Source organism: Paenibacillus sp. FSL M7-0420 (assembly GCF_038002345.1).
Taxonomy (GTDB): Bacteria; Bacillota; Bacilli; order Paenibacillales; family Paenibacillaceae; genus Paenibacillus_AQ.
Window position 1 is genome coordinate 3,630,365 of record NZ_JBBOCJ010000001.1, and the last position, 20,282, is coordinate 3,650,646.

The window sequence follows — 20,282 nt, forward strand, 5'->3', positions numbered from 1 at the left end:
AGGATGGAACAGATATGCAGCTGAATGAAGTGAATTCATCACAAGCTCCGGCAGCGATGAGTCTGGAGGACAAAATATCCCTGATGTGTGTGGTCGGAACCCCCTCCACAGCAGCAGAGCCTGACTTCCGTCAACGGATGTCTCAGAAAAGGTTCGGGGGGATCGGCTTGTTCCCCCATAATGTTAAGGATGAGCAGCAGACGCTGAAGCTGATGGCGGAGGTGCAGGCCATTGCCGGAGACTCCGGCATTCCGCAGCCTTACTATGTATCGATTGATGAGGAGGGCGGCACGCTCTCCAAGTTCAAGACCTTCTATCCTTACATTCCCGGCAACCGTGCTGCCGGATTAAGCCAGGATGCTGAGACCGCCTATCTCCAGGGTAAAATCATCGGCAGCCAGCTCCACGCGCTGGGCATCCCGATGAACTGGGCGCCAGTGCTGGATGTGAATACGAATACTGACAATCCGGTTGTCGGGGTGCGCTCGTTCGGCGAAGACCCTGAAGTGGTGGCAGGCTTCGGCAAGGCCTATATTCAGGGGATGCACGAGGCAGGGGTAGCCGTGACGGCTAAGCATTTCCCCGGCCATGGACAAGTCAGCGGGGATTCCCACGTTGTCCTGCCAGAGTGCGAACTCACAATGGAGGAATTAATGAACGGGCCGCTGTTGCCATTTATCGCTGCCATCGAAGCCGGGGCCGATTCAATCATGATGGGACATCTCGTATTTCCTAACATTCCCGAGTCGGCAGGACTGCCTGCTTCACTGAGCTCCTTCTTTGCCGGAGACTTACTGCGCAACAGGCTGGGCTTCGAGGGTATCATCTGCACGGACGATATTGAGATGGGCGCGATCAAGAAGAATTTCAACCCGGATGAGGTGGGCGTACTGGCTGTGCTGGCCGGCAATGACATGATTCTGATGTGTCATACCCCGGAATACCAGGAGCGGGTGATAGAAGGCATCCGCAAGGCTGTTCTGGACGGCGTCATCGAAGAATCCAGAATTGACGAATCGGTCAACCGCATCCACCGCCTCTATGGGAAATTCCAGCAATACCAGGCGGCAGCCCGGCCTATTCCGCGGGAGGGCTGGAAGGAGGCGGCCCTGCAATATGCACGCCGCACGGTCAAGATCAGCCGCGATCCGCAGCAATTGCTGCCACTGTCTCCATCGCGCCCATATCTGCTGATCTTGCCGCGCCAGGAGCAGCTGACCATCGCCGATAACTCCGGCGGCCAGACAATCGGCTTGGCTGAGCTGCTGCAAGCCCGGGGCATGTCCGTACAGGTAGAGTATTGCAGCATGAAGCCTGAAGCTGCGGAGATTGCAGACTTGTGTGCCAAGGCTGCCGGACATACCGTGATTCAGGGAACACTGAATGCCCATCTGTTCAGCGGACAGCTTCAGCTTGCTGAGCAGCTTGCCGCCGCCGGACCGCTGCTGAACCTGGTGCTGCGTAACCCGTATGACGATGCTTACCTGCCGCAGAACGCCGGAAGCATTCTGCTGTGCTCCACCTCCGATTATTCGCTTCAGGCTCTAGCGGAGGTGTTGGTTAGACAGGCTTAATAACTCACTCAAGAGCAGACTCTCATGCCATACATGAGTTCTGCTCTCATTTGTGTTGATAGAATAACTCGGTATGGATCAATTTTATCGTTGTATCCATCATTGGTTTGCGGGACGGGCTGCTTTATAATTTCATTGTGCAAGCAATGTCATTCCATTAAGGGGCTGCAGCAATGAGAGAACTGAAGGGCAAACAGGTCATTCTTCAAGATCATGATTTGAGACGCAGAGAAGAGGCCAACCGCCGGTATCTGATGAAACTGACAAATGACAATCTCCTCTTTAACTATAAGGTGGAAGCAGGAAGATATGACGGCAGGGAGATTCCAGCGGATGCGCACGGAGGCTGGGAGACGCCGGTCTGCCAGATCCGCGGACATTTTCTGGGACACTGGCTGTCTGCGGCAGCGATCCGGTATCATGAGACCGGGGATATGGAGATCAAGGTGAAGGCCGATCTCATCCTGGACGAGCTGGCTGAATGCCAGAAGGACAACGGCGGACAATGGGCCGCACCGATTCCCGAGAAATATCTGCACTGGGTGGCCCAAGGCAAGGCAATCTGGGCACCGCAATATAATATTCATAAGCTGTTTATGGGTCTTGTCGATATGCATCATTTCACCGGTAGCGACAAGGCGCTTGACATCGCGGACCGATTCGCCGATTGGTTCGTCGATTGGAGCAGTACCTTCACCAGAGAGAAGTTCGATGACATTCTGGATATGGAGACAGGCGGTATGCTGGAAGCTTGGGCTGATCTGCTGGAGCTGACCGGGAACGATAAATACACTGTTTTGCTGGAACGGTATTACCGCAGCAGATTGTTCCGTCCGTTACTGGAGAATAAAGACCCGCTGACCAACATGCACGCCAACACGACCATTCCCGAGGTACTCGGCTGCGCCAGAGCTTACGAGGTCACCGGCGAGCAGCGCTGGATGGATATTGTCACGGCTTACTGGAAATGTGCGGTCACAGAGCGGGGAATTCTGGCTACCGGCGGCAATACGGCGGGTGAAGTATGGATGCCGAAGATGAAGATCAAGGCCCGCCTTGGAGATAAGAATCAGGAGCACTGTACCGTGTATAACATGATCCGTTTGGCAGAATTTCTTTTCCGGCACACTTCGAATCCGGCCTATGCGCAGTATATTGAATATAATATGTACAACGGAATTATGGCGCAGGCCTATTACCAGGAATACCATCTGACCGGCAACAAGCACAGTGATCCGGCAACCGGGCTGCTCACGTACTTCCTGCCGATGAAGGCCGGGCTGCGGAAGGACTGGAGCACGGAGACGGATAGTTTCTTCTGTTGTCACGGAACAATGGTCCAGGCCAATGCGGCGCTCAACAGAGGCATCTATTATCAGGAGCAGAACGATATCTATGTCTGCCAGTATTTCCGTTCGGAGCTGACCACCGAGATCCACGGAGAGAATGTGCAGATTCAGCAATCCCAGGATCATATGAGCGGAAGCATGCTGAACTCCTCGAACACGGCCGGGCAGCAGGAGCTGAATGAGATTACAGCCCTGCACGAGAACATGCCGGATTACAGAAAATATGACTTCACCGTCCATACCGCCTCTGCCCGTGAATTCGCCATCCATCTGCGGATTCCAGACTGGATCATGTCAGAAGCTGTGATCTATGTGAACGGCGAGCTGCACGGGAAGTCTGCGGATCACTCCGCCTTCTACACGATACTGCGGAACTGGCAGGACGGCGACCGAATCAGCATCATTCTGCCCGTAGGCATCCGGTTCATCCCTCTGCCCGATGACGAGCAGACCGGCGCGTTCCGCTATGGCCCGGAAGTACTGGCTGGCATCACCGAGAACGAGCGGATTCTATATACTCCGTTAGGGGATGCAGCAGGTGAAATCATCATGGAGAATGAACGGGAGTGGGGGAGCTGGCGTTATTTCTTCAAGACCACCCGTCAGAACCCGGGCATTCAGCTCAGAAGAATCCGCGATATCGGATACGAGCCTTATCAGGTGTATTTCCCGGTAGAATCCCCCCACAAAGCGGGGTTTTAGCTTCGATGTCTATTCAAATAAGCATAGGCGTTATTTAGTAGAACAACCACTTGCATCCTTGCAGGTGGTTATTTTGTGTGTAAATATATTTTTTGAACGATCGGTCGTTAAATTATTGACATTTCATTAGGTTAATCCATATAATGACATTAATTCAATGGAAGGGAGCCTGAGGGTTATCAAGAAAAAAGAGATTACATCCAGTTACATCATTCAGGCAGCATTTGAGCTTTTTGCTGAATGTGGCATAGAGAAAACGAGTTTGGGTATGATTTCAAAAAAAGTGGGGATCACCAAATCCTCAATTTATTATCATTTTGCTACAAAAGAAGAGCTGATCAGCCGGACCTTTGAGCATATTTTCCGGGATCATCATTTTACAGCGTACTTTGATACGGTATCCGTTAACAAAGACAATTTTGCAGAGACATTAATTAACGGCGGACTAAACATGCTGCCAAGCAGCGACGCAGAGTATCGTTCAACATTAAGGGTACTTAGCGAGTTCACGATGCTGGCCGAGCGTGATGAGCAATTTAGAGCTCCGCTATTGAAAATTCAACAGGATTTTGTTAACGGTTTTGTTCAACTTCTGTCCAAGGGCGCTGAATTCGGGCTTATTACTTCTTCAACCATCGGGGTCAACGCAGCCATTCTTGCCCTGCTTATAGATAATTTATCCAGATGCAAGATGATGAAGATGGACCTCGACTATGAGCTGATTTGGGAAGAGGCTGTCCGAAGAATGATACTTCGTGAAGATCACCAATAACCTACAGGGGGCAGATACACTTGAAACATATTATTATTACAGGTACATCCAGAGGAATCGGTGAATCCCTTGCGAATCAATTAATCGACCCGTCCCACCATCTGATATGTATATCCAGAACGGCTAACCAAGGACTCATGGAGCGTGCGAAGCAACTGGATTGTGAAATGGATTATTTCCATTATGATTTAACGGATATCAGTGGTATCGATCAGCTTTGTGAAGATATTTTCAGCCGAATTGCTCTTCCTTCCGGCGATGAAGCCGTCTATCTGATCAATAATGCCGCCATGTTGACTCCTGTAAGCCCGATTGAGCGGTTAGAAACGGAGCAGATCCTAGAGAACCTGCATTTGAATCTGTTAGCACCGATGGTAATCACCTCCAACTTTTTACAGCTTACCAAGCATATGAATGTGGACAAAAGAATCCTGAATATCTCCTCAGCTTCTGCCAAGTACATATTGCCTTCACAAAGCGCCTACAGTACTGCCAAAGCTGGTTTAGACTCTTTTACCAGGTGTATAGACATAGAACAGAAGCTGGCTGCCTATCCGGCAAAAGCAGCAGCAGTATATCCCGGCATGATCGATACAAGCTTGCAATCGGAAATACGGTCTGTATCCACTGAGCTGTTCCCCTATGTCAATGAATTCATTCAGCTATCTGAAGAAGGGAAGCTGCAATCGCCGGAATACACAGCGTCTAAATTAATTGAAATTCTTGTCAGTGAAGATTTCGGAAAGACTGTTCTTATTGAAACCATCAATTAATGTTGAGAGAGGTGAGCACGGCCGCAGCCTGGATGTCATGATCGTCTTCCTGGATGCATTATATTCATAACAAGTAAAGAAAAACCACCGTTGAAGGCCAATCCCTTATCCGGTGGTTTTTTGCAGATAAACGAACTCCTGCCATGACCCGCCTACAAAAAGTAGATCAAATGGAAATTCAATTGCCATTTTTGTGCGCATCTGCACGTTGATTAGAGTATTTCCATTCATCTACTTCACGGGGATCAACACCACACAAGTGACTGATTAGAAGCGCCAATGTAACGTTCGGGAGTACAACACCGTACTCAATATTCTGGTAGTTGCGCAAGGTGCATTTCATGGTGTCATTAATCTGATGTACGATGGATTCTTGGGTATACCCTGCGGCTTTCCGTGCATCCTTTATCCTCAAAATGCAATATCTCCCTCAACTTTTCGGTATGTTTTTATGATAGGGGAGGAAACAAGTTAATTTAACGATTTATAATACACGAAATATATTGCGTAATTTGTTTTTCGGTATATAATAATAGATGTAAACGGGATAAATAGTAAAATATACCTTTGTATTGACCGCCGTTTGATTCAAGCTTAGTATCAACTACACGTATGCTTTTCATCCTATTTTATGGAAGGAGGTGTATTGGTTTGGGATCGGTCAATTCGATTCGGGAAGAACTGCTCGCGTATATGAACAGAAATCAAATGATACATTCACATTTTTCGGAGTTATCAGGTATCAATTCAGGTACACTCAGCCGGATTTTAAAAGGCAACCATCCAATCTCTATGGCACAACTTGTTGCAATTACTGCTGGAATGAAGCTGCCGGAAGACTATTTTTTTGAAGACTATGTAGATGAATGCTTTTCTTTTGTAGTGTCCATGCGGCGGATACGACCCTTTATTTTCCGGTGTGCAGAACTGGATCGTTTGGATTGTATTGAACAGATTGTGAACCGTCTGCTGGAGGATTTATCATATGCAGCTGTGCTTTTTGAATTCGCTGAACTTTTTTATCGGGATAATAAACGCCATGCTGCAAGGATATTGTATCAGGGTGTGAGTGCAGCCGAAAAGTATCAGCATTCCGAACGTTTAGCATTATGCCAGTACCGTATATTTCAGATTGAATTAGAAGAACAACAGGATCTGGAGGAGAAGTTACGTGCAGCCACTCAATTTGAGTTGTATGTCAACCGCTTAGACGCAGCCGATCAGCTCGATGCATTAAAAGAACTCATGCATATTTATGGTCTGGTACACAAGTGGAAGAGAGTGGATGAACTCGCTAAGGAAATGCACCGGATTGCATCCGTTCAATATGAGCTGGAAGGCCGCCGGTCAGACACAATAGAAGAAGGGGTGAAGTATCCTGAGCGTCCTTTTTACTATTATATCCTATATGCATACTTAGCCAGATCTACGGCCAGCGAAGAGTGCGGCGACTACAAGAGGGCATTATCCTTTGTGAAATTGTATGCAAATGGTGAACGCTGGGTTCAGGAGAACGATGAAGAATCCCGGCAGATCATTGCACAATTTACGGAATGGGCCGTGGCTAACACCTATCTGTACCGGTTAATGTCCGGAGATTTGGATGTAATACATGAGTACGCAGACTATATAGCTATTCAAGAGGATGAGATATTTGTGGCATTGCGTTATATGGTTCAAGCGGCGAATGTATTTAAGCTTAATATCGACAGTATCTTAGAGCGGTTCGCGGCATACATACCTTATGAATCCAACAAGACAGATTTTGGCGGTTACAAGCAGGCCATCCTGCAAGAGAGCTATGCGCAATTCCTCATCGAGCTGGCAATCTATCTTTTCAATCAAAGGAAGAGTATTGAGAACGCTCTAAACGCTGTACTGAAAGGCTTGGAAATATCAATTACGATCAATAGCAGCCGAAATATGATTGCTTGTATGACTCTTTTTGAGCAGTATAGGGATTTCGCGGATCAGGAACTGCAGGAAAGATTCAAAAATCTATCAAGTGAGGTGTATCGGCTCAATGCGAAAAAAAGTCTTGTTCTTCTTGACGCTCTGTAGCGTTTCAGTTGTAATTTCTACGACGTTAACCTTGGTGACTACACTGGGACATGGTTGGGGAACTTAATCATTTTCGCGAAAATATACAGGGGTGCTCCTGACATTTCGGGGGCACCTTTTTTGTGATGCTCTGAAGTTATTTTGTGCAATGTAAAAGATATCCTATTATCTGTCATAAAACCCTAAGATAGCATAAAGGGAGGATTCTATGGTGAACAGAAATATGCTTGTGCAGGTCCGGATTGAACGTGCCCGGAACCGGCTTCACTTTCTGGCGGAGAAACATCATGATCTTCAGCATCCTGCGGTCCTTAAGCAATCCATGGTATTGGATGACTTGATTAACCAGTATAATATGAAGGGAGAGCAGCAGAGATTAATAGAGAGCAGGAAATCACTTGAGAACAAACATACTTTATATTGAAGATAATGAGAAAATCGGCACTTGGGTCAAAGAGGAGCTGGAGCAGCGGGGATATTCGGTACAATGGCTGCAATCCGGTGAGGGTGCCGAGGCTGAGGTTACGCAGGTTGATGTCGTGATTCTGGATATCATGCTACCGGGCTTAGATGGATTCACTATAGGGAAACGGTTAAAAAAGGCGGCACCCGCCGTTCCAGTGCTGCTGTTGACCGCCCGGACCTCCATAGACGATAAGGTGGAAGGCTTACAATTCGCGGATGACTATCTAACGAAGCCCTTCCATACCGATGAATTAGTGGCCAGGCTGGAGGTATTAATCCGCCGGAGCGGCGGAGTCTCCCCGGACCGTATTACACTGGGCACTCATATCGAAGTGGATATGAAGCTCCAGACCCTCTACGACAAGCGCACAGGAGAAGAGATTATATTGACAGGAAAGCAGCATCAGATCCTGATGTATTTCCTGCGTCATCCGAATCAGGTTCTGCCGAAGGAACAGCTCTATGAAGCCGTCTGGGAGGAAGCCTATATCCCTGGCGACAAGACCTTGCTGGTACATCTCCACCGGCTGCGGCACAAGCTGGAGCGTGACCCGGAGGCCCCGGAGATTATTGAGACGCTGAAGGGAATCGGCTACCGGGTGAAGCTATGAAGCAGCACCGCTCCTTGTTCCGGCATTTTTTGAAGCTGCACTTTCTGTTCATCCTGCTTCCGCCTCTTGTGCTGATGGTCTTCTCATCGTTCTTCGGAACCACCGGGCCTGAGGCAAGGTTCAATACGCTGAATCTGTTCTACATTACAGTACTTTTGTTCACTGGTATCATTGTGGCGTTCGTTGTTCTATCGTGGCTGTTCTTCTGGAGACTCCGCAAACGTCTGACCCGCTTACAGGAAGCTATGTCCGCTGCTCCCGCTGCTGCGGATTCGTCGCCTGAGCCTGTCCTGATTCAGAAGGACCGGATGGATGAAATTGACCAGTTAGGCGGTTCCTTCAACTGGATGATCCGGCAGCTGGAAGACAGCCGCAGGCGGGAGCGGGAAGAGGCCGGGCTGCGGCAACGGCTCATTGCCAACATGTCCCACGACCTGCGGACACCACTGACCATCATGCGGGGACATGTCACCCGGCTGAACAATGAACCTATGAGTCCAGAAGGACAGCGCTCCTTAGCCGAGATCAACCAGACGATTACCCGGACCGGAGAGCTGATGGATGATTTGCTCTCGTATACCTTGCTTACCTCGGGAAAATATCCCTTCGAGCCTGCCCCCACAGACATGGGACGCCTGGTAAGAGCCTCGGTTGCTGCGTGGTATCCGGTTTTTGAAGAACACGGCATTCAGGTCGATGTTGATTTACCGGCAGAGGAGACCTTCCACTGGACAGCAGATCCTGGGTGGATGACCCGGGTGCTGGATAATCTGTTTCAGAATATCATCCGCCATGCAGCGGACGGGAAATATGCTTGGATCGCTGTGGATGTGCAGCAGGAACGGATTCTTGTCGCTGACCGAGGCCCGGGTATGGATCATTCCGCATACGGCGGCGGGGCGGGAATAGGACTATCGACCGTACAACACATGCTGAATACAATGAACCTGAAGGCCGCATTCAACTCAAGCGGACAGGGGACGAGGGTAGTCATTAGCAGAATGTAACCTGAAATTAACCCGGAAGTAAACAGCCTGCCCACCGGGATGTAACCTTGCAGCTGTATACTTAGCACCATAACGAAAGGATGTGTTATGGTTGCTTACCATCAATAACTTAGTCAAACGCCGCGGTACGCAGGAGATTCTATCCGGGATCACCTTCGAAGCCAGACCGGGAAGGGTCACGGGATTCCTGGGACCCAACGGGGCCGGCAAAAGCTCTACACTCCGTATCCTGCTCGGACTGGATCATGCCACCTCCGGAAGCGCCTTGATTCATGGCAAGCCCTTCGCAGAATTGCAGCATCCGCTGGCCGCCGTAGGTGCCGCACTGGATGGTTCTGGAGCTCACCCGATGCGGACAGGACGGGCACATCTGCGCTGGATCGCTTGCGCCGCCGGTCTGCCCCGTTCACGTGTCGATGAGGTGCTGGATATTGTCGGTCTTACCACGGCAGCGGGCACTAGAGTCAAGCGATATTCTCTCGGCATGGGGAGAAGACTGGGAATCGCAGCAGCGCTGCTTGCAGACCCGGAGATTCTGATTCTGGATGAACCTGTGAACGGGCTCGACCCGGAAGGCATCCGCTGGATCCGGACATTTCTGCGTAAGCGGGCAGAGGCCGGGAATACGGTGCTGCTCTCCAGTCATCTTATGGGGGAGCTTAAAGAGACGGTGGACGATGTGGTGATTATTAAGCAGGGGAGAATTGTCGCAGACGGCACCTTGCAGGAGGTAACCGGCAGTCATTCCACGCTGGAGGATGCCTTCTTCGCCCTGACCTCTGAACAGGCAGGTGATGCCTGGTGAAGGCATTCTATGCAGAAATCTCGAAATTGCTCTCGCTGCCGGGAATTTGGCTCGCCCTGCTTATTGGAGCATTGGCTCCTGCGGTGGTGGCAGCCCTCGATAGTCTGGCCCAGAAGGAGGACATTCTGGCTGGCGTCAGCACACGGCTCCCGGAGGTTGGTTATATCGGGTTAGGCTTTGGTATACAGGGCGTTATTATCCTTGGCGTGCTTGCAGTCAGCAGCGAGTTCCGGACAGAGAGCAGTGAAGGGGCCGGAGGGCAGCAGATTTCCACAAGTCTGATGGTTGTGTCATCGCGGCTTCAGTTGTTTCTGGCAAAAGCAGTCGCTGTATCTGTTATCAGCATCCTCCTGTGTATCCTTGCTGTGATTCTGATTGTGCCAACCACACGCTATATATTAGGTGACTATGCCCCGCTACTTGAATGGACCCGGCTTGCCGGTGCCGTATGCTACTGGACCTTCACTGCACTGTTGGCCTTCGGGCTGACGCTGCTGACGAAGCAGGGCATGATCCCGCTTACCGTGCTCATGATTAATTCATCGCTGGTATCCTTCAGTGTCCTGCTGGCCAAGGTGACGAAGCTGGCATTCTATTTGCCGGACCGGGCCGGCTTAGAGATGTTTATGTTTACGAAGGACGGCGTAGCGCCCGCGGCTACAGGCAGTGTGTTCGACAGCTATCACACCCCGGTTACCGGCGGTTTGATCATGTTTGCCTGGGTAGCCGTGCTGCTTGGGACTGCAGCCATTGTCTTCCATAGGAGGGATGTGGCGGCATGAGTGTCTCATCCGGCAGGAAGACTATACGAGTCCTTAGAGCTGAACTGGACAAGCTGATGACATTGCCATGGACATGGACAGCTGTTACGGTTACATTTCTTGTTCATCTTCTTTTGACCGCGGCCTTCACTTCCGCCTCTCTGCAGGAAGGAGCCGCAGTACCCGAAATCCTGAATACAGGACTTGCCTCGATGAGCTATCTTCAGGCAGGGTTCATTATTCTGGGGATCTTAGCGGCTTGCTCCGAGTATACGGGCGGACAGATCCGCACAACGTTAACGGTAATCCCCTGGCGCGGGCGCCAATTATTCATGAAGCATCTGGCACTCACCTTGATTACGATTCCCGCCGCACTTATCCTTACGGCCTCTGGTGTCTTGTATGCGGGCTGGAGGCTGGGCGGTCATGCAGCAGGGGTTGAACCTCATGAAATCATACAAGCATTGCTAGGGGCAACGGGCTATCTGACCTTGACCACACTGCTTAGCGCGGCGGTAGGGGCTTTATTGAGAAGAACCCTTCCGGCCCTGGTGATTCTGCTTGGCTATTATTTCATTATCAGTCCGTGGTCGCGTGGGCTTCTGCCGGCTTACTTCCCGGATACGGCTGGACGCTACATGTACCTGCCGCCTTCCTCTGGCGAACTGAATATCCTTACACCTGTGCAGGGGGCCGGTATTGTAATGATCTGGACAATGTCCCTTGTGGCAATAGCGATTGTATTCTACCGTACACGGGATGCCTGAGGCTAAGCGGAGGGTCACGAGGGTGACGGGCTGGACTTAAAGACGTTAAGTATATTACCATAGAGGCAATGAGTCATGAGACGGTACAAGAATGTACCGTTTTTTGGCGTCCAGGAAGATTGTATTACACCAAAGTACCTGATAGAGGTGATCCCGCATGAATGATGAACGACCGGATCGGCCAGATTCCGGCACCCGGCCGGAGCTCCAGCAGGTACTGCGCGATTCCCGTCTGCCTGCGTTAATCTGGGTGATTCTGATTTACGGGTCGGCCCTTTTGTACGATTTTTTATTTTCCTCCTCACGTTAAGATGGTTCCATCACTGATATTGGAGGAGAGACCGAGTTTCAGGCTCTGAGGGATGAGCTTCTAGTTAAACTAGGTGCTCTGCCATTATTGATAATGTAGTTCATGCGGATTTCTCCGACTCCTTATTTACCGCTACAGATACATCCGCCAGAGGAACCCGCGACGCCCTGGATCAGCGCAATATTATTACCACTTACACCAAGGCGTTTTTTGACAACTATTTGTTGAAGCAGGCCACGGACCTTGACAGCCTCACCTTTGATGGGGTAGAGATGATTAAGAAGCCTTAAATAGAGGGCTTGAAGAGGGCTTGAAAAGATCTATAACAGGTTTTATTGAAGGATGCCATGAGCAGTGGCGTCCTTTTGTGCGTTCTTGAGCAAATGGATAATCATGACGAAGCAGTCCCTCCCCGGCGGTGACAATCACAGCATGATCTCAACAAGATCTTTGCAGCATAAAGACTCTGTTCCCGATTCATGCTTGAATCATAAGGTGAAGGGTATGTAGGATGATGTGTATCCAGGGCGTATTTACGCCGATTACGCTACAGACGTTTCATTTTATGACGTATTTACGCAGCTTGAACCATGCAGAGGAGCGAGAAGGCGATGAGAAAATCATTTTTGTCCTTATTTATTCTAATATTCTGGATTCCTGCAGTGATCCTTGGCTTCCTGGTCTGGAACGATTATTCCGGGTCAGTCCGCAGTACAGCGGATCGCCTGCTCCCTGTCAAGGCGCTGTACTATCTGGACCAGGGCAAGAAGGTGCTTGCCCTCACAGACAGCAGCAACGGGTTAATGGCGACGCTGTATGATACAGGCACTCATAAGGCTGAGCAGGAGATCGAGCTGCGCTCCGACATCCACCGGCAGCGGCTGGTCTCTTATCAGGCTGGTAAGCTCGTCATCGCAACCAAGGATACAACAGGCCTGCAGGTGAATGTTATCGATCCGGCGGGGGGCACGAAAGAGCTGGTACAGGGAAGCTTTAATCTCCCGACATTTCTGAGCTCGGATGGTCATGAGTGGCGGGGCCGGTTACTGTTCGCGGGAGCGGACAAAAGCTCGGCGGTCCATGTGGCGGAGGTCAGCCAGGCTCAGCTACACTATGTGAATCTGAACGGATCAGCCGCTCTTCCCGCACGGCCGGTCTCGATTCGGGAAGCCTCCTTCAGCTTCCAGGATGGTTATTCCCTCCCAGTCTATGAAGTGGGACTTAAGGATGGGCGCACCGCCAATGCTTCGTCCCTCTTCGGTAAGGACGGCACACCGCTCCTTGCACTGAAAGGAGAGCAAGAGAGTGCGCCCGAAGCTCTGAAGCGGATAGGGCAGGAGTTCGCCGGGCCATTCGGACTGGACATGACCCGGCTACTGAGGGTAGGCTCCAAATATCCAAAGCAGGTGCAATATTACAACGGGGTTGCGGGTGAATGGGGAGAGCCCGTCAAGACGCCGGAGCCGGTCTATCAGGCCAGGCTTTTCCCGCTGAACGACCAGGAGACGCTGATTGCCGGGTCCACCGCGGAAGACGAGATCAAGGGTACCTTACGCGGGTATTTGTATCATGAGCAGACCGGGGAATTCACGAATGTCACTGCCGCGCTTGAGACCTTATCCTACGATAAGCTGCAAGATCCGAAGCTGAGCTTTTATAAAGAAGCCAACAATGATACACTGTACTATTCAAGTCCTGACTCATTAGGAGGCTGGCTGCAGGTGAAGGAAGGGCTAAGCGGCCAGATCACTGCCGGGGAGCTGCAGCAGTGGCAGATGGCCGCCGGAGAGGACCAAATATCTGCTGCGACCTTCAAGAACTATGTGCTGCAGTGGAATGCATTGGTCGTGAACTGGGTGATCTGGCTCTTTATTCCCTTACTGATGGTAACGGGAATGGTCTTACTGCCACGGTTATTCACCCGTAACCGGCAGCGGAAGCTGGCCGAGGGGGTTCTGATTCAAGGCACGGTTATCAATCTGACCGAGACCGGAATGCTGGTCAACGAACAGCCGCAGGTCCGGCTCACCGTCCGTTTTACGGACCAGGGCCAGAGTAAGGAAGTGCAGATCCGGCAGGTCATCTCTTATCTGAACCCTATCCGCCCGGGGGATAAGGTGATGATCAGCTATAACCGGGGCAAGCATAAGGCGATCCTGGTGCGGGACAGCGAGCTTAAGGATCAGCCACCTCCCCGGATCATTCAAGATGCGGTACTACGGCAGATTGAGTCCTGTGGACCCGTGAACCGCGGGGAAGCACTGCTGCTGCATTTTGAAGCAGCCGGTCAAACCTACAGTGTACCTGTGGTGCAGCCCTCTGGCTTCGTCTACCGTACCGGAGAGCGGGCAGATCTGATCATTAGGGACAGCATAGTCAGATTGTTGCGGTATGGTCCAGCGGAGCGGAGGGACCAGGCCAGTCAGCTCACCTTAGAGGCTGAAATTACAAGCATTCAGAGGTTCCCGGTGAAGCTTGCCGGCCAGCAGCTACTGCTGCTTGAGATTGTGATGATGCACGGACAGGAACGTCTGCGCAAGGTGAACAGCCAGTTCGTGCCTGAGCATCTGGAAGTCTCCGTAGGTGCGGTGGTTCCGGTGAGTGCCAAGCCGGAGGAGATTGCAGTACAAACGCGGCTGCTGCAAGGCAAGCAAGGCAAGCAAGGCAGTGCGAGAGTGCTGTCCGTAGACTATCGGGGAACAACCGGCGACCGGCCGCTCGCCACCATCACCGTGGAACGCGGCGGACAGAGCTACCGTATCAGGCAATCCATAGAACCGGTGTATGGCGTTGAAGCTGGCGATGAAGTATGGGTCGCCTACGATGAGCGGACCGGGGAAGCCACAATTGTTAACTACGCCACGTAAGCACAGTCAAGGATTGATAAATTCATTTAATGAAGGGAGGGAACTGGAGATGGACAGCAGAAGCCGAATAAGCAATCTTACGAACCTATGGTCGTGGTTAAGCAGGAAGCATCCCCTTCCCCCATTGCAGTATAGGTCTATTGTATTCAGTCTGTCTTCAGGCCCCCCTGAATGACTGAATCGGAATAGCCTTGCAGCTCTCGTGAATGAAGGAATGTGTAGCTCTCCCTGCTGATGCAGAGGAGAGTTTTTTATTTGGAGCAGATTGGAGTTGTAGACGATGCAATTGAATTATTTCAATAACGGGAACCAGCGCAGACCCTTCGGCTGGGCGGATATTCTCGTCATATCCTTGTTGTTATCCATCCTGTATGCCGCGGCAAAGTTAGGCTCAGGGATGCAAGTGCCTTTAGATCCAGAGGAGCTGTCCTCGCTCAGTCTGGACCCTAAGTGGCTGCCTTACTATGCAGGCCGCTCGCTCCTGCGCATGTTTATCGCTTTTGCAGCATCCTTGATCTTCACCTTTGTGTACGGCCGCATTGCGGCGTATAACCGGACAGCCGAGAAATTCATGATTCCCGCCATTGATATCCTGCAATCCGTTCCGGTGCTTGGATTTCTTTCGGCCACTGTCCTGGCTTTTATGGCATTGTTTCCGGGGAGCCTACTGGGGGTGGAAATGGCTTCAATCTTCGCTATTTTCACCAGTCAGGTCTGGAACATGACACTCAGCTACTATCATTCCCTTAAGACGATCCCGCGCGATCTGAAGGAGGCTGCCGCAATGAATCAATTGGGCAGATGGCATCGGTTCACGAAGCTGGAAGCGCCATTCTCGATGATCGGCCTGGTCTGGAACAGCATGATGTCGTTTGGAGGAGGCTGGTTCTTTCTGGCGGCCAGTGAATCGATCAGCGTGCTGAACCAGGATCTGCATTTACCCGGCATCGGGACGTACATGGCCTTGGCCGCAGATGAAGGTAATATTAAGGCCTTGATCTATGCGATCCTGGCGATGGTGGTGCTGATTGTGATGGTGGACCAGTTCTTCTGGCGTCCGGTTATTGCCTGGAGCCAGAAATTCAAGAATGAACAGACAGAAGCAGGCGAGGCGCCAACCTCATGGGTGTTGGAGCTTCTGAAGCGGGCCGGATTTGTTCATGCTCTGAACCGTAAGCTGCGCGGTGGGGTTCATGACGGATTCTTGCGGCTCTCCGCCACAAGCTCACAAGTGAAATTGCCGCATGTCCCGTCAAGGTTCAAGACAATATTCAAATGGCTAATCTTGCTTGCGGCCGCTGTACTTATGCTCCGATATTTGTACTCGGGGATTCTGGAGATTGCCCGCTTAAGCTGGAGCGAGCTGATTCATGTGGTATTCCTCGGTCTGCTGACCGGGTTACGCGTTGTCGTTTCGACACTTCTGGCTGTAATATGGACGCTGCCTGTCGGGGTGTTCATTGGAACGAGTCCCCGGCTGTCACGAATTGTTCAGCCTGTTGTGCAGGTGTTGTCTTCTTTTCCGGCGAACATGGCATTTCCGGTATTCACGATTCTGTACTTGAAGTTCGGGATCTCGATGGAGATTGGGGCAATTCCGCTGATGATGCTGGGCACACAATGGTATGTATTATTTAATGTGATTGCCGGTGCGATGGCCATTCCTTCCGATCTTAAGGAAGCTGCGGTAACTTTGAAATTGACACGCTGGCAGACTTGGAAAAAACTAATTCTCCCCGCCGTCTTTCCATTTCTTGTAACCGGCTGTATTACGGCAAGCGGAGGCGCCTGGAACGCCAGCATTGTCTCGGAAATTGTATCGTGGAAGGATCAGGATCTTCAAGCAGCCGGGTTAGGTACGTACATCGCTGAAGCCACTACGAACGGCAATTGGCCGCAGATCATCTGGGGAATATTCGTCATGTGCCTGCTCGTTGTAATTGTGAACCGCCTGGTATGGCGCAAGCTGTATGCATTAGCCGAAAATAAATATCACTTGGACTAGAGGTGCCCTATGATGAACAAAACTCTGATTGAGTTAAAGCAGATCAGCAAACGTTATGATCAGCCGAAACAGGCAAATGTGAGCATTATGGAGGATATTAATATCAAGATTAAGGAGGGCGAGCTGGTATCCATCCTGGGACCTTCAGGTTCAGGGAAATCGACTCTTCTGCGCATCATTGCAGGTCTTGTCCCTCCTTCACAAGGCTCGGTGCTCTATGATGGACGCGAGATTGCCGGTACTAATCCGGGTGTGGGGATGGTATTCCAATCATTTGCATTGTTTCCTTGGCTTACAGTCCTGGAGAATGTGAAGCTGGGGCTGGAGAACAAACCGTTACGCGAAGCCGACAAAATGCGTAAAGCCCTCTCGGTCATCGATATGATTGGGCTTGACGGATTTGAAGGGGCGTACCCCAAAGAATTGTCCGGAGGGATGCGCCAGCGTGTCGGTATCGGCCGGGCGCTCGTTATGGAGCCGGATATTCTCCTGATGGATGAGCCGTTCTCCGCCCTTGACGTATTGACCGCAGAGAACTTGAAGCGCGACCTGCTGGAATTATGGACGGAGAAGCAAATCCCTACCAAATGCATCATTATGGTCACCCACAGTATTGAGGAAGCCGTCTATATGTCGGACCGGGCCATCGTCCTCTCCAGGGACCCGGCCCGTGTAATCTCCGATATTCCCATTCCCATGCCGCACTGGAGGGATAAACAAGATCCGCAGTTCACATCGCTTGTGGACCAAATCTATTCCATACTGACCCAAAGGGAAGTGAAGCCAGCCGGTCCAGCCGAAGAAAAGCAAAATACCATCGAGAAAATACCACCGGTTCCGGCAGGCGCCCTGACAGGCTTCATTGAACTGATTGACGATCTGGGTCAACAAGTGGATTTGTACAAGCTGGCCGATCAATTAAGTCTGAAACTGGAAGATTTCCTGCCTATCGTCGAGGCGGTGGAAATGCTGCAATTTGCAACGGTTCTGCATGGAGATATCGAGTTGACAGAGCCAGGACGCCAGTTTGCCAATGCAAGTGTTCTCTCCCGGAAGGAAATTTTTAAAGACCGGGTGCTGGAGCATGTTCCCATCATGGAGAAAATCATCTGGATTCTGCAATCGAAATCAAATAATAAAATGGAAGGGGCCTTTTTCGTGGAGATTTTCGAAAAGCATTTTGAGACGGAGGAAGCCGCACTTCAACTGGATATCCTAATCGACTGGGGCCGGTACGCGGAACTGATTGCCTACGACAAAAAAGCAAAGGTGTTGTATCTGGAAAATGATTGAAATCAACCTGGACATTCGGGCGGAGGAAGTTCCTGGTCTAAGAGAAGCCGTGGGCTGGGCAAGAAGAGACTCTGACTATCCCGCCCTGTTTCAGCGGTGCAATTTCTGGGCGGGAGCCAGAGATCCCGCAGGGAGACTCATTGCCTTTGGCTACGTTGCTGGAACCGGCCTGGAGCACGGGTATATGGAGGACATTATCATCCATCCAGAGTATCAGAGGCGCGGAGTGGGGCAGCAGCTTGTTAAGGAGCTATTGAACGAGTCTATTCGACGCGGATTGACCATAGTAACCCTCACTTATAGCCGTGAGCATAAGGAATTCTATGAAAAGTGCGGATTCTCGTCTACAGCGGCCGGGATCTGGCGGGCGGAGGAAGGAAAGTAATGCATACAAGAACTGAGAAGCCAGCGAACCCTTATGAACGCTGGCTTTTTGGCGACCGTAAACCGACAGTAATTCTATAATATGTAAGGTGATTTACTATCATTAGGCAGGTTAATTCCATCTTCCCGATCCGGTATGATTACATAAGCTCTGCTCTTTGAAGGAGGTTCTGTGGGCTTATGAATCCGACCCGTACGCTGATTAAGGAAATACTGTCTAATAGTAAGGGTATCCTTGCTATGATTCTATTCTTCAATATAGTAGCCGCATTCGTCTCGACTCTTCAGCCCCTCCTGTTCAAAGACCTATTCGACGACATCCTGCCAGACAAGCAGATCGGGACGGCTGCATTCTATATGCTCCTGCTTATTCTAATTCCCGTAATCTATGCCGCCTTAAACAGCGTCACCTCTTATTACAATAATGAGCTGGGCAACCATTTATCCAAGAATCTGCGCCTGCGGCTGTTCTCTGACGTACTCCAGACCCGGCCAAGAGATGTGGACAGCATCGGCAAGGGGGAAATCATCAACCGGATCACCTTGCAGGTGGGGATGCTGTGTGAAATTTTCGTGGTAGACACCCTGATGTCCATAGTCTCGAATGCTATTCTGCTGATCGCGACCCTGTGGATCATGTTCTCGATGAGTACCGAGCTTACACTCGCGGCCATCCTCTCATTCCCTCTATGTATGTACGGCTTCAAGCGCTTCAGGAGCAAGACAGAGCGCCTGGATAAGCAGTATCATGGTATTTTGGATAAGGGCATGAATTATTTGAATATCATTTCCATCATTACGGGCATCATTTACGGCTACAGTCTGTTCCTTATTCTGCGAGGCCGCATCTCACCAGGCACATTGCTGGCCTTCATTGTGATTCTTCCAAGGCTGTATAGCATTTTCAAGTCACTGTTGACGCTGAACATCGATAGGAGCCGGATGACGGTCATTATTAACAACCTGAATGACATCCTTGAACTGGAGAAGGTCGGATCGGGAGCTAACGCTCCTGACTATGGCCGCGTCCCCCTCCTGCAGATGAGGAATGTCTCGTACCGGTACGCTCCGGCAGATTCTTTTGGGATCACTGACTTTAATCTGGACATTCAGCCAGGAACCTTCGTGGGGATTGTTGGATTAAGCGGCTCAGGGAAATCTACGATATTCGAGCTGATTCACAGGTTCATAGAGCCGGATGAAGGGGAGATCTCCCTGGACGGCGTTCCGATCCAAGAACTGGACATTCATGAACTAAGACGATATGTCGGCTATTCCCCGCAAAAGGGAGTGTTATGGAACAAGTCCATTCTCGACAACATCATTTACCCGCTGCAGAAGGAAGACATGAATGAAGAGACATGGCAGAAATTCAGCACTGCTGTTGAGCTTGCCCATGTGGACCCATTTGTTCTAACCATGCCTGAGCAATATGACAAAAAGGTAGAGGGCCACGGAGACAATCTCTCCGGTGGCGAGATCCAGCGGATTCTATTAGCTAGAACCTTCATGGGTGAGCCCCGTATCCTGATGCTGGATGAGTACACCTCGGCCCTGGACGCCTTGACGGAGAGTGACCTGAACGACACCCTGCTGAGCCTGAAGGGGAAGCAAACGATTCTGGTAATCGCACACCGGCTGTCCACTGTGAAGAATGCAGATGTCATCCTGGTCGTTGAGAAGGGACAAATTGTAGAGCAGGGCAGTCCAGCAGAATTACTATCCCAACAGGGGTTATATTACAAGATGGTGGAGAAGCAGAAAATTTAGCGCTTC

At 50.7% G+C, this 20,282-nt stretch carries 17 protein-coding genes; all 17 read left to right on the plus strand.

Translation table 11 applies throughout. The features are described from left to right. Positions 1-14 precede the first annotated feature (14 nt). The 17 genes from nagZ to MKX51_RS15385 all read left to right on the plus strand — a co-directional run bounded on the left by nagZ (position 15) and on the right by MKX51_RS15385 (position 20,276). Positions 15-1,574 carry a beta-N-acetylhexosaminidase gene (gene nagZ / locus MKX51_RS15305; protein WP_340992997.1) on the plus strand — a complete coding sequence of 520 codons (1,560 nt, stop codon included), beginning with the start codon at positions 15-17 and terminating at the stop codon, positions 1,572-1,574. A gap of 173 nt (positions 1,575-1,747) precedes the next feature. Continuing rightward, on the plus strand, positions 1,748-3,625 hold the full coding sequence (locus MKX51_RS15310; protein ID WP_340992998.1) for a beta-L-arabinofuranosidase domain-containing protein: 1,878 nt from the start codon (positions 1,748-1,750) through the stop codon (positions 3,623-3,625). Positions 3,626-3,782: 157 nt separating this feature from the next. Beyond that, on the plus strand, positions 3,783-4,397 hold the full coding sequence (locus tag MKX51_RS15315) for a TetR/AcrR family transcriptional regulator (RefSeq protein WP_340992999.1): 615 nt from the start codon (positions 3,783-3,785) through the stop codon (positions 4,395-4,397). 20 nt (positions 4,398-4,417) lie between these two features. After that, positions 4,418-5,170: a (S)-benzoin forming benzil reductase gene (locus MKX51_RS15320; protein ID WP_340993000.1), complete on the plus strand. Its 753-nt coding sequence runs from the start codon at positions 4,418-4,420 to the stop codon at positions 5,168-5,170. Positions 5,171-5,821: 651 nt separating this feature from the next. Then, the gene (locus MKX51_RS15325; protein WP_340993001.1) at positions 5,822-7,231 is read left to right on the plus strand and encodes a transcriptional regulator; all 1,410 of its coding nucleotides are present in this window, start codon (positions 5,822-5,824) and stop codon (positions 7,229-7,231) included. 208 nt (positions 7,232-7,439) lie between these two features. Beyond that, the gene (locus tag MKX51_RS15330; RefSeq protein ID WP_340993002.1) at positions 7,440-7,655 is read left to right on the plus strand and encodes an aspartyl-phosphate phosphatase Spo0E family protein; all 216 of its coding nucleotides are present in this window, start codon (positions 7,440-7,442) and stop codon (positions 7,653-7,655) included. Continuing rightward, the gene (locus MKX51_RS15335; RefSeq protein ID WP_340993003.1) at positions 7,630-8,307 is read left to right on the plus strand and encodes a response regulator transcription factor; all 678 of its coding nucleotides are present in this window, start codon (positions 7,630-7,632) and stop codon (positions 8,305-8,307) included. The genes MKX51_RS15330 and MKX51_RS15335 overlap by 26 nt, the downstream gene beginning before the upstream one ends. Then, entirely contained in the window at positions 8,304-9,314 is a 1,011-nt protein-coding gene (locus MKX51_RS15340) for a sensor histidine kinase (RefSeq protein WP_340993004.1), read from the plus strand. Before MKX51_RS15335 ends, MKX51_RS15340 begins: the two co-directional genes overlap by 4 nt. A gap of 91 nt (positions 9,315-9,405) precedes the next feature. Next, the gene (locus tag MKX51_RS15345; protein ID WP_340993005.1) at positions 9,406-10,119 is read left to right on the plus strand and encodes an ABC transporter ATP-binding protein; all 714 of its coding nucleotides are present in this window, start codon (positions 9,406-9,408) and stop codon (positions 10,117-10,119) included. After that, positions 10,116-10,901: an ABC transporter permease gene (locus MKX51_RS15350; RefSeq protein WP_340993006.1), complete on the plus strand. Its 786-nt coding sequence runs from the start codon at positions 10,116-10,118 to the stop codon at positions 10,899-10,901. Before MKX51_RS15345 ends, MKX51_RS15350 begins: the two co-directional genes overlap by 4 nt. Then, complete coding sequence (locus MKX51_RS15355) at positions 10,898-11,647, plus strand: ABC transporter permease (RefSeq protein WP_340993007.1); 750 nt, start codon at positions 10,898-10,900, stop codon at positions 11,645-11,647. Before MKX51_RS15350 ends, MKX51_RS15355 begins: the two co-directional genes overlap by 4 nt. Positions 11,648-11,804: 157 nt before the next feature. Then, positions 11,805-11,957, plus strand: coding sequence for a hypothetical protein (locus MKX51_RS15360; RefSeq protein WP_340993008.1), 153 nt, complete (start codon positions 11,805-11,807; stop codon positions 11,955-11,957). Between the two features lie 611 nt (positions 11,958-12,568). Next, on the plus strand, positions 12,569-14,824 hold the full coding sequence (locus MKX51_RS15365; RefSeq protein ID WP_340993009.1) for a hypothetical protein: 2,256 nt from the start codon (positions 12,569-12,571) through the stop codon (positions 14,822-14,824). Between the two features lie 280 nt (positions 14,825-15,104). Further along, a complete protein-coding gene (locus MKX51_RS15370; protein WP_340993010.1) occupies positions 15,105-16,829 on the plus strand; it encodes an ABC transporter permease in 1,725 nt (574 codons plus the stop codon). Positions 16,830-16,838: 9 nt separating this feature from the next. After that, positions 16,839-18,122: an ABC transporter ATP-binding protein gene (locus MKX51_RS15375; protein WP_340993011.1), complete on the plus strand. Its 1,284-nt coding sequence runs from the start codon at positions 16,839-16,841 to the stop codon at positions 18,120-18,122. Beyond that, positions 18,115-18,507, plus strand: coding sequence for a GNAT family N-acetyltransferase (locus MKX51_RS15380; protein WP_340993012.1), 393 nt, complete (start codon positions 18,115-18,117; stop codon positions 18,505-18,507). Before MKX51_RS15375 ends, MKX51_RS15380 begins: the two co-directional genes overlap by 8 nt. 179 nt (positions 18,508-18,686) lie before the next feature. Then, entirely contained in the window at positions 18,687-20,276 is a 1,590-nt protein-coding gene (locus tag MKX51_RS15385) for an ABC transporter ATP-binding protein (protein ID WP_340993013.1), read from the plus strand. Positions 20,277-20,282: the final 6 nt, after the last annotated feature.

What these genes read in the sequence shown, in the direction of transcription:
- nagZ (WP_340992997.1), top strand. Translation starts at nt 15, where the DNA reads ATGCAGCTGAATGAAGTGAATTCATCACAAGCTCCGGCAGCGATGAGT.
- MKX51_RS15310 (WP_340992998.1), top strand. Translation starts at nt 1,748, where the DNA reads ATGAGAGAACTGAAGGGCAAACAGGTCATTCTTCAAGATCATGATTTG.
- MKX51_RS15315 (WP_340992999.1), top strand. Translation starts at nt 3,783, where the DNA reads ATGGAAGGGAGCCTGAGGGTTATCAAGAAAAAAGAGATTACATCCAGT.
- MKX51_RS15330 (WP_340993002.1), top strand. Translation starts at nt 7,440, where the DNA reads ATGGTGAACAGAAATATGCTTGTGCAGGTCCGGATTGAACGTGCCCGG.
- MKX51_RS15340 (WP_340993004.1), top strand. Translation starts at nt 8,304, where the DNA reads ATGAAGCAGCACCGCTCCTTGTTCCGGCATTTTTTGAAGCTGCACTTT.
- MKX51_RS15355 (WP_340993007.1), top strand. Translation starts at nt 10,898, where the DNA reads ATGAGTGTCTCATCCGGCAGGAAGACTATACGAGTCCTTAGAGCTGAA.
- MKX51_RS15360 (WP_340993008.1), top strand. Translation starts at nt 11,805, where the DNA reads ATGAATGATGAACGACCGGATCGGCCAGATTCCGGCACCCGGCCGGAG.
- MKX51_RS15365 (WP_340993009.1), top strand. Translation starts at nt 12,569, where the DNA reads ATGAGAAAATCATTTTTGTCCTTATTTATTCTAATATTCTGGATTCCT.
- MKX51_RS15370 (WP_340993010.1), top strand. Translation starts at nt 15,105, where the DNA reads ATGCAATTGAATTATTTCAATAACGGGAACCAGCGCAGACCCTTCGGC.
- MKX51_RS15375 (WP_340993011.1), top strand. Translation starts at nt 16,839, where the DNA reads ATGATGAACAAAACTCTGATTGAGTTAAAGCAGATCAGCAAACGTTAT.
- MKX51_RS15380 (WP_340993012.1), top strand. Translation starts at nt 18,115, where the DNA reads ATGATTGAAATCAACCTGGACATTCGGGCGGAGGAAGTTCCTGGTCTA.
- MKX51_RS15385 (WP_340993013.1), top strand. Translation starts at nt 18,687, where the DNA reads ATGAATCCGACCCGTACGCTGATTAAGGAAATACTGTCTAATAGTAAG.